This window comes from Streptomyces sp. NRRL B-24572, from assembly GCF_002156145.1.
Lineage (GTDB): Bacteria > Actinomycetota > Actinomycetes > Streptomycetales > Streptomycetaceae > Streptomyces > Streptomyces vietnamensis.
In genome coordinates, this window is record NZ_MWIG01000375.1 from 1 (window position 1) to 7,983 (window position 7,983).

The following is a 7,983-nucleotide window of genomic DNA, read 5'->3' on the forward strand; positions in this document are numbered from 1 at the left end:
GCCCGGGGGAGGCGCCGGCCTCGGTCAGACGAGCTGGATGGTCAGGGAGCCGGCGATCAGCAGGGCGAGGCCCAGGGCGCGCGGCTTGGTCAGGGAGCGCTGCGGGAGCTTGAACAGGCCCTTGTGGTCGATCAGCGCCGAGGTCAGCTGCTGCCCGGTCACGGTCAGGGCGATGGTCACGGCCGCGCCGATGGTGGGGATGAGCAGGAAGGTGCCGGTGACGTACGCGGCGGCGCAGGCGCCACCGAGCCAGCCCCACCAGGGCATCTTCTTCAGCGGGGCGATCTTGGGCTTCGGGGTCTTCCGGGTCGCGTAGAGCACGAGCAGGACGACGGCGATGGTGAAGGTCGCCACGGCGAAGCTGATCACGGCGACGGTGATGGGCTCCTTGAGCTGGGCGCGCAGCTGGGCGTTGACCGCGCCCTGCACCGGCAGCACGCCGCCGGCGACGATGCCGAGGACGAGCCAGCCGACGCGGCCGGCGGCGGACATCTTCGGGGCGCCGGGAGGGGCCGCGGCCTTCATGCCCCGGATGATCACGACGATGCCCGCGAGGACGGCGAGGGCGCCGAGGACGATGCCGACGCTCAGGTCCTTCTGCTTCAGGCCGAGGAGGCCGAAGAGGTCGAGGGCGAGCGAGGAGAACATCTGGCCGGTGACGAAGAGTCCGACGGCGGCGAGGGCGCCGAGCCGTGGGAACAGCAGGATGCCGCTGGTGATGTAGAGCGGGCTGGCGAGTCCGCCGAGCAGCTGCCACCACTCCACGTCGGGCAGCTTGCCGAGCGCGCCGAGCGCGCCGGCGGCCACCGCGAGCACGACGAGCAGCGTGGTGGCCACGCCGAGCTGGATGGTCGAAGCGCCGTACGGGGTGCCGACGGCCGAGTTGAGCTGGAGGTTCACCGAGGCCTGGACGGCCAGGAGGCAGCCGACCAGCAGGGCCGCGGCGAGAAGCGCGGTGTGCATCTGGATCTCCCTGGGGCGGGATGGCGAGCGGATAAGTGGACGCTGAGTCCGTTTAGCATGCCATGCAACATGGCAAACGGACAAGGTGTCCACTTAGCCCCGAGGGAAGTAAGGTCTGGTCCATGAGCGAGGAAGAGCAGCGAGGTCGTGGAGCCGCCTCCGTGCACCGGGTCGGCGGACTCCTCGGGGATCTGCAGGCCGCGGACGAACAGCCGGTCGCCCCGCGCAGACGCGCGGACGCGGAGCGCAACCGTGCCCAGATCCTGGCCGCGGCCGAGCGGCTCTTCGCCGAGCAGGACCCGCGGTCGGTCACCATGGGTGAGATCGCCAAGGCCGCGGGTGTGGGCCGCGCCACGCTCTACCGGAGCTTCCCCGATCCGTCCTCGGTCGCCGTGGCGCTGCTCGACGAGCACGAGCGCCGGTTGCAGGGGCAGCTCATCTACGGGCCGCCGCCGCTCGGACCCGGCGCACCCGCCGGGGAGCGGCTCGCGGCGTTCTACCTGGCGATGCTCGATCTGCTCGAACGGCATCTGCCGCTGGCCCTGGGGGCGGAGACGGGCCCCGCGCGCTTCCGGACGGGTGCGTACGGATTCTGGCGCGTCCACGTCCGGACCCTGCTGGTCGACCACGGGATCGAGGACCCGGACCCGCTGATCGACATCGCGCTCAGTCCGCTGTCGCCCGAGCTCTTCCAGTTCCAGCGGCACGAACTCGGCCTGTCGACCGAGCGCATCGGACGTTCACTGGCGGCCTTCGCGCGCCAGCTGCTGCAGTCAGGAGGCGGTCGCTGACCTGCCCTTCGGCGGGGCCGGCACCGGCCGGGCGGGCGCCGGGTGGACGAGCGCCGGCAGGATCAACTCCCAGATCCGGCGCAGCCGTTCCTCGGCCGGATCGTGCAGGGCGCCGCTCTCGGCGGGCCAGGGGGCGTCGGCCGACGCGCTCGGGCGCCGCATCTCCAGTTCCACCCCGGTGATCACATAGCCGATCAGCGCCGCGACCGCCGTCGCCTCCACGCCCGGCCGCAGGGCCTTCTCCGCCACCGCGTACCGCGCGAGCCGGCACACCTCGCGCCGCCAGGGGCACTCCTGCCCCGGCCCCGGCTCCGTCGACTGCAGTTCGCGGGTGAGGCGTTCACCGGCCCGCGCCACGTGGTCGGTCTCGAAGAGCCGGATCAGCGCGTGGGTCGTGATGACCAGCTTGTCGATCGCGGTGCCGCCCACGCCCTCCGTGGACAGGCAGGCCGACTCGACCGTGATCCGGGTGACCGCGCGGGCCCGCCCGCGCACCGCGGTCGCCAGCTCCGACTTGGTCGCGAAGTGGAAGACGAGGGCGCCGGTGGTCACCCGGGCCTCGCCGGCGATCCGGGCCAGGGAGGCCCGCTCGTACCCCATCGAGTCGAACACCCGAGCGGCCGACGACAGGATCTGCTGTCTCGTGCGCTCCGCCCGCTGCTGAATCGCCATAGCTCCCCCTGGGCTTGCGAGAAGGGGCCGGAGCGGTCTGTTCCGGCCCGCGCCTGTGACCGACTCGAAACTATCCGGCCGGAGAGCGGCGAAACGCGGCTTCTGCGCCGCCCGGCCGGAACTGGGGCTTGACGCGCTTCTTCGTCCCAGGTCGCGGGCGCCCCGACCGCACGGGCCGCCCGCGAACTGACCGGAACCAGGGGTATGGCCTGTCAGGTGGATTCAGCCGTTCCGGCGGCCACGGAAGCCCGCGCCCGGGAGCGGGATACGGCCACACCCGCGAGGCACAGCGCACCCCCGGCGAGCGTGAGAGGGCCCGGCAGTTCACCGAGCAGCACCCACGCGAGGGCCACGACGAGGGCGGGCACGGCGTACGTCGTCGCGCCCATCCGTCCGGCGGTCGTACGGGCCAGGGCGTAGGCCCAGGTCGTGAACGCGAGCGCGGTCGGGAACACCCCCAGGTAGACCATGTTCAGGGTCGCCGACAGCGGGGCCCGGCCCGCCTCCTCGACGAGCTGTCCCGCGAACGGCAGACAGGCCGCCGCGCCCACCAGGCACCCGAAGGTCGTCACCTGGAGCGCGCTGCCGTGCGCGAGCGCCGGCTTCTGCGCCACGACCCCGCCCGCGTACGCCATCGCCGCGAGCAGGCAGAGGACCACCCCGAGCGCGGAGGCGTGCCCGCCGGAGCCGCCGCCGGACATCGACAGGCCGACGGTCACCGCGCCCGCGAAGGAGACCGCCATGCCGGCGAGCAGCCGCGGCGGCAGCGACTCCTTGAGGAACCGCGCGCCGAGCAGGGCGATGAGTATCGGTCCGATGTTCACGACCATCGCCGCCGTGCCCGCGTCGACCTCCTGCTCGCCCCAGTTCAGGACCACCATGTACACCCCGAACCAGAGCAGCCCCGAGACCAGGATCCCCGGCCAGGCGGCCCGCGGCGGCAGCCCCTCCCGCCGCATCAGCAGCACGACCCCGAGGACCAGCGACCCGGCGAGCAGCCGGCCGAGTGCGAGCGCACCGGGGGAGTAGGCCGCCCCGGCACTGCGGATGGAGACGAAGGCGGAGGCCCAGAGGACGACGGTGACACCGGCGGCGACGAGCGCGAGCCGGGAGGATTGCTTCTGCATGCCCCGAAGGTAGGCCGCGAACCGTTCGGCGCTCACCGCAATATCGGGCGGGGCCGTACGGACCCGGACTCGGGTGCCGGTGCGGTTCCGGGGCGGCCCGCTCAGTGCAGTGCCGCCGCCGGGATGCCGAGGCCCGTCCGCAGGGCCGTCTCGCCCTCCGTCGTCACCTTCACCGCCCGCTCCGACCCGATCCGTACGCACCACCCGGCGCCGAGCGCGTGCCGGCACAGCGCGGCGCCCGCGAGGCCCGCGAGGTGCGGGCGGCGTTCGGTCCAGTCGAGGCAGCCGCGCGCGACGGGCCGCCGCCCCTTCCGTACGAGCGCGATGCCCTGCTCGTCGAACCAGGCCAGGCCCCGGTCCGTGAGCGCGAACCCGGTGTCCTGGCGCAGCAGCCCCCGCTCGGTCATCGCGTCGGCGATCGCGATGCCGAGCCGTCCCGCGAGGTGGTCGTAGCAGGTCCTGCCGCGTGCCATCGCCGCCCCGGCGCTTGCGGCCCGCAGCGAGCGCGGCGGCGCGGGCACCTCGGGCTCGGACCGGGCGGCCAGGTCCTCGACGAGGTGCGCGATCCCGGGGTCGGCGAGGCGTACGTACCGGTGTCTGCCCTGCCGTTCCTCGGCGAGCACCCCGCCCGCGACCAGCTTCCCGAGGTGCTCGCTGGCGGTGGACGGCGCCACCCCGGCGTGTCGGGCGAGCTCTCCGGCGGTCCAGGCCCGCCCGTCGAGCAGGGCGAGCAGGAACGCGGCGCGGCTCTCGTCCGCGAAGAGCGCCGCGAGCGCGGCGAGATCACTGGCTGCCATGGGGCAAGCCTGCCGCACGCACGCTTCGGCATCGGCCGAAGTGTCGTACGCGGGTACGTCGGCGGCGTCCGGGGGCGTGCCGCCCGGGGGCGCGGCGGCCTCATGCGGGCGCGGCGGGCCTCATGAGGGCGAAGGGATGGCCTCGTGAGGGGACGGAGCGGCCTCGTGCGGGCCTGTGGCCGCCTCGTGCGGGGCTCAGGTCCGCCGGGCGGCGGCCGGCATCGCCTCGTACTGGAGTCGCAGACCGTCGAGCAGCGCCCGCAGGCCCGTCTCGAAGGCGCCCTCGTCGACCTTCTGGCGGTGCTCCGCGAGGAGGTGGGCCTGGCCCAGGTGGGGGTAGTCGGCCGGGTCGTACGCCGTCTCGTCGTCGACGAAGCCGCGCGCGAAGGAGCCGAGCGCGGAGCCGGTGATGAAGTACCGCATCAGCGCGCCGATGGAGGTGGCCTGCGCCGGGGGCCAGCCGGCCCGGACCATCGCGCCGAAGACGGCGTCGGCGACCTTCAGGCCCGCCGGGCGGCGGCCGGGCCCCTGGGCGAGGACGGGGACGATGTGCGGGTGGTCGGCGAGGGCGGCGCGGTAGGAGACCGCCCAGTCGTGCAGCGCCGTCCGCCAGTCCCGGCCGTCGCCCTCCGCGAACATCGACAGGTCGATCTTCGCGCTCACCGCGTCCGCGACCGCGTCGAGGATCTCGTCCTTCGTGCGGAAGTGGTTGTAGAGCGAGGGCCCGCTCACCCCGAGTTCGGCGGCGAGCCGCCGGGTGGAGAGCGCGGCGAGGCCCTCCGCGTCCACGAGCGCGCCCGCCGTCTCGACGATGCGGTCTCGGCTCAGCAGGGGCTTGCGCGGTCGGGCCATGGCGCACATAGTAGGCCCGCACAAGAAAAACTAGCAGTGGTAATTAATGGCCGAGTGGGGTGGCACCGCATGAATCTGGAACTGAGCGAGGAGCAGGAGGCCGTACGGCGGCTCGCCGAGGACTTCGTCGCGCGCGAGGTCACCCCGCACGCCGCCGCGTGGGACCGCGCCGAGGAGGTGGACCGGGGCATCGTGAAGAAGCTCGGCGCCGTCGGCTTCCTCGGGCTCACGATCCCGGAGGAGTACGGCGGCTCGGGCGGCGACCACCTCGCGTACTGCCTCGTCACCGAGGAGCTGGGGCGCGGCGACTCCTCCGTGCGCGGCATCGTCTCCGTCTCCCTCGGCCTGGTCGCCAAGACCATCGCCTCCTGGGGCACCGAGGAGCAGAAGCGGGAGTGGCTGCCCCGGCTCGCCTCCGGCGAGGCGCTCGGCTGCTTCGGCCTCACCGAGCCCGGCACCGGCTCCGACGCCGGGAACCTCGCCACCCGCGCCGTGCGGGACGGCGACGCGTACGTCGTCAACGGCAGCAAGATGTTCATCACCAACGGCACCTGGGCCGACGTCGTGCTCCTCTTCGCCCGCACGAACGACACCCCCGGCCACAAGGGCGTCTCCGCCTTCCTCGTCCCCACCGACACCCCCGGCCTCACCCGCCGCCCCGTCCACGGCAAGCTCGGCCTGCGCGGCCAGGCCACCGCCGAACTGGTCCTGGAGGACGTCCGCGTCCCGGCGGACGCGATGCTCGGCCCCGAGGGCAAGGGCTTCGCCGTCGCCATGTCCGCCCTCGCCAAGGGCCGCATGTCGGTCGCCGCCGGCTGTGTCGGCATCGCCCAGGCCGCCCTCGACGCCGCCGTGCGGTACGCGGGGGAGCGCGAGCAGTTCGGAAAGCCCATCGCCTCGTACCAGCTGGTCCAGGAGCTGCTCAGCGACATCGCCGTCGACGTGGACGCCGCCCGGCTGCTCACCTGGCGGGTGGCCGACCTCGTCGACCGGGGCCAGGACTTCGCCACCGCCGCCTCCAAGGCCAAGCTGTACGCCTCCGAGGCCGCCGTCCGCGCGGCGAACAACGCCCTCCAGGTCTTCGGCGGCTACGGCTACATCGACGAGTACCCGGTCGGGAAGCTGGTGCGCGACGCCCGCGTCATGACCCTGTACGAGGGCACCAGCCAGATCCAGAAGCTCATCATCGGCCGGGCGCTGACGGGGGTCTCGGCCTTCTGAGTACCTCGCTGAGTACGCGGACGGATGTGGCGCCCGCCACATCCGTCCGATCCTTGGCCCCATGAGCGACACACCGGTCAAGCAGCAGAACACCGCCGCCTACTACATGCAGGCCGTCATCTCCTTCGGGATCGCGATCGCGGCCGTGGGCATCGGCATCTTCCAGCTCGACGCCAGCGCCTGGGTGCGGGCCTTCCTCGCCATCTCGGTCCTCTACCTCACGACCTCGGCCTTCACCCTCGCCAAGGTCGTCCGCGACCGCCAGGAGGCCGGCCAGATCGTCAGCCGGGTCGACCAGGCCCGTCTGGAGAAGCTCCTCGCCGAGCACGACCCCTTCCAGAAGCTCTAAGCGCTTGCTCACCCTCGTTGTATGGTGTTCGTCCTGACGGGGACCGAGAAGGAGTGTGGGATGAGCGCGGCGGAGGAGACGCCCGGGGTCGAGGACGTGGCCTGGGGCGAGGTCACGCCCGAGGCGGCCCGGCGGCTGCTCGTGGCCGCCGTCGAGGCGTTCGCCGAGCGCGGCTACCACGCCACCACCACCCGGGACATCGCGGGCCGCGCCGGGATGAGTCCCGCCGCGCTCTACATCCACTACAAGACCAAGGAAGAGCTGCTCCACCGGATCAGCCGCATCGGCCACGACAAGGCCCTGGAGATCCTCCGGGCCGCGGCCGACGGCGAGGGCACCGCCGCCGAGCGCCTCGCCGACGCCGTACGCTCCTTCGTCCGCTGGCACGCCGAGCGCCACACGACCGCGCGCGTCGTCCAGTACGAGCTGGACGCCCTCGGTCCCGAGCACCGCGCCGAGATCATCGAGCTGCGCCGCGAGTCCGACGCGACCGTGCGCCGGATGCTCGAAGAGGGCGCGGCCGCCGGCGAGTTCGACGTGCTCGACGTGTCCGGCACCGCGGTCGCCGTGCTCTCCCTCTGCATCGACGTCTCGCGCTGGTTCAACACCCAGGGCCGCCGGACGGCCGACGAGATCGGCGTGCTCTACGCCGACCTCGTCCTCCGGATGGTCGGCGCTCAGAAGTAGTAGCGGGATACCGACTCGGCGACGCAGACCGGCTTCTCGGAGCCCTCGCGCTCCACGGTCACCGCCGCCGTCACCTGCACGCCGCCGCCCGCCTCCTCGACCTTCGTCAGGACGGCGGTGGCGCGCAGCCGTGAGCCCACCGGGACCGGGGCGGGGAAACGCACCTTCTCCGTCCCGTAGTTGAGGCCCATCTTCATGCCCTCGACCAGCAGCACCTGCGGGACGAACAGCGGCAGCAGCGACAGCGTCAGATAGCCGTGCGCGATCGTCGTGCCGAACGGGCCGGCGGCGGCGCGCTCCGGGTCCACGTGGATCCACTGGTGGTCCCCGGTCGCCTCCGCGAAGAGGTCGATCCGCTTCTGGTCGATCTCCAGCCAGTCACTGTGCCCCAACTGCTCGCCGACCCCCGCGCCCCACATGCTGAGCAAGCGCTTAGACAGCCGTACGAGAAGGGACCAGCAAACATGGCCGAGCCGAGGATCTTCACCTCCGCCGAGGAGCTGCGCGCGGGGGTCGGCGAGCAG

Annotated in this window: 10 protein-coding genes; 4 read left to right on the plus strand and 6 right to left on the minus strand. The window is 73.0% G+C overall.

Annotated features, from left to right (window positions below):
- Positions 1-24: 24 nt before the first annotated feature.
- The gene (locus tag CCN56_RS22470; RefSeq protein WP_086829426.1) at positions 25-963 is read right to left on the minus strand and encodes a DMT family transporter; all 939 of its coding nucleotides are present in this window, start codon (positions 961-963) and stop codon (positions 25-27) included.
- Between the two features lie 122 nt (positions 964-1,085).
- On the opposite strand from CCN56_RS22470, the gene CCN56_RS22475 reads away from it, so the two are divergent.
- Positions 1,086-1,754 (plus strand): TetR/AcrR family transcriptional regulator, encoded by a 669-nt coding sequence (locus tag CCN56_RS22475; RefSeq protein WP_086829428.1) that lies wholly within the window; start codon positions 1,086-1,088, stop codon positions 1,752-1,754.
- Here the strand turns inward: CCN56_RS22475 and CCN56_RS22480 are convergent.
- From CCN56_RS22480 to CCN56_RS22495, 4 genes are all read right to left on the minus strand, one after another.
- Positions 1,737-2,426: a TetR/AcrR family transcriptional regulator gene (locus CCN56_RS22480; protein WP_086829430.1), complete on the minus strand. Its 690-nt coding sequence runs from the start codon at positions 2,424-2,426 to the stop codon at positions 1,737-1,739. The two genes, CCN56_RS22475 and CCN56_RS22480, sit on opposite strands and share 18 nt — an antisense overlap.
- A gap of 212 nt (positions 2,427-2,638) precedes the next feature.
- The gene (locus CCN56_RS22485; protein ID WP_086829438.1) at positions 2,639-3,553 is read right to left on the minus strand and encodes a DMT family transporter; all 915 of its coding nucleotides are present in this window, start codon (positions 3,551-3,553) and stop codon (positions 2,639-2,641) included.
- Positions 3,554-3,654: 101 nt separating this feature from the next.
- On the minus strand, positions 3,655-4,350 hold the full coding sequence (locus CCN56_RS22490) for a helix-turn-helix transcriptional regulator (protein WP_086829432.1): 696 nt from the start codon (positions 4,348-4,350) through the stop codon (positions 3,655-3,657).
- 195 nt (positions 4,351-4,545) lie between these two features.
- Positions 4,546-5,202: a TetR/AcrR family transcriptional regulator gene (locus tag CCN56_RS22495; protein WP_041128438.1), complete on the minus strand. Its 657-nt coding sequence runs from the start codon at positions 5,200-5,202 to the stop codon at positions 4,546-4,548.
- 69 nt (positions 5,203-5,271) lie between these two features.
- On the opposite strand from CCN56_RS22495, the gene CCN56_RS22500 reads away from it, so the two are divergent.
- From CCN56_RS22500 to CCN56_RS22510, 3 genes are all read left to right on the plus strand, one after another.
- Positions 5,272-6,423 carry an acyl-CoA dehydrogenase family protein gene (locus tag CCN56_RS22500; RefSeq protein WP_086829434.1) on the plus strand — a complete coding sequence of 384 codons (1,152 nt, stop codon included), beginning with the start codon at positions 5,272-5,274 and terminating at the stop codon, positions 6,421-6,423.
- Positions 6,424-6,484: 61 nt separating this feature from the next.
- Positions 6,485-6,772, plus strand: coding sequence for a YiaA/YiaB family inner membrane protein (locus tag CCN56_RS22505; RefSeq protein ID WP_030691197.1), 288 nt, complete (start codon positions 6,485-6,487; stop codon positions 6,770-6,772).
- Positions 6,773-6,832: 60 nt separating this feature from the next.
- Positions 6,833-7,459, plus strand: coding sequence for a TetR/AcrR family transcriptional regulator (locus CCN56_RS22510; RefSeq protein WP_041128437.1), 627 nt, complete (start codon positions 6,833-6,835; stop codon positions 7,457-7,459).
- Here the strand turns inward: CCN56_RS22510 and CCN56_RS22515 are convergent.
- On the minus strand, positions 7,450-7,878 hold the full coding sequence (locus CCN56_RS22515; RefSeq protein ID WP_086829436.1) for a MaoC family dehydratase: 429 nt from the start codon (positions 7,876-7,878) through the stop codon (positions 7,450-7,452). The two genes, CCN56_RS22510 and CCN56_RS22515, sit on opposite strands and share 10 nt — an antisense overlap.
- Positions 7,879-7,983: the final 105 nt, after the last annotated feature.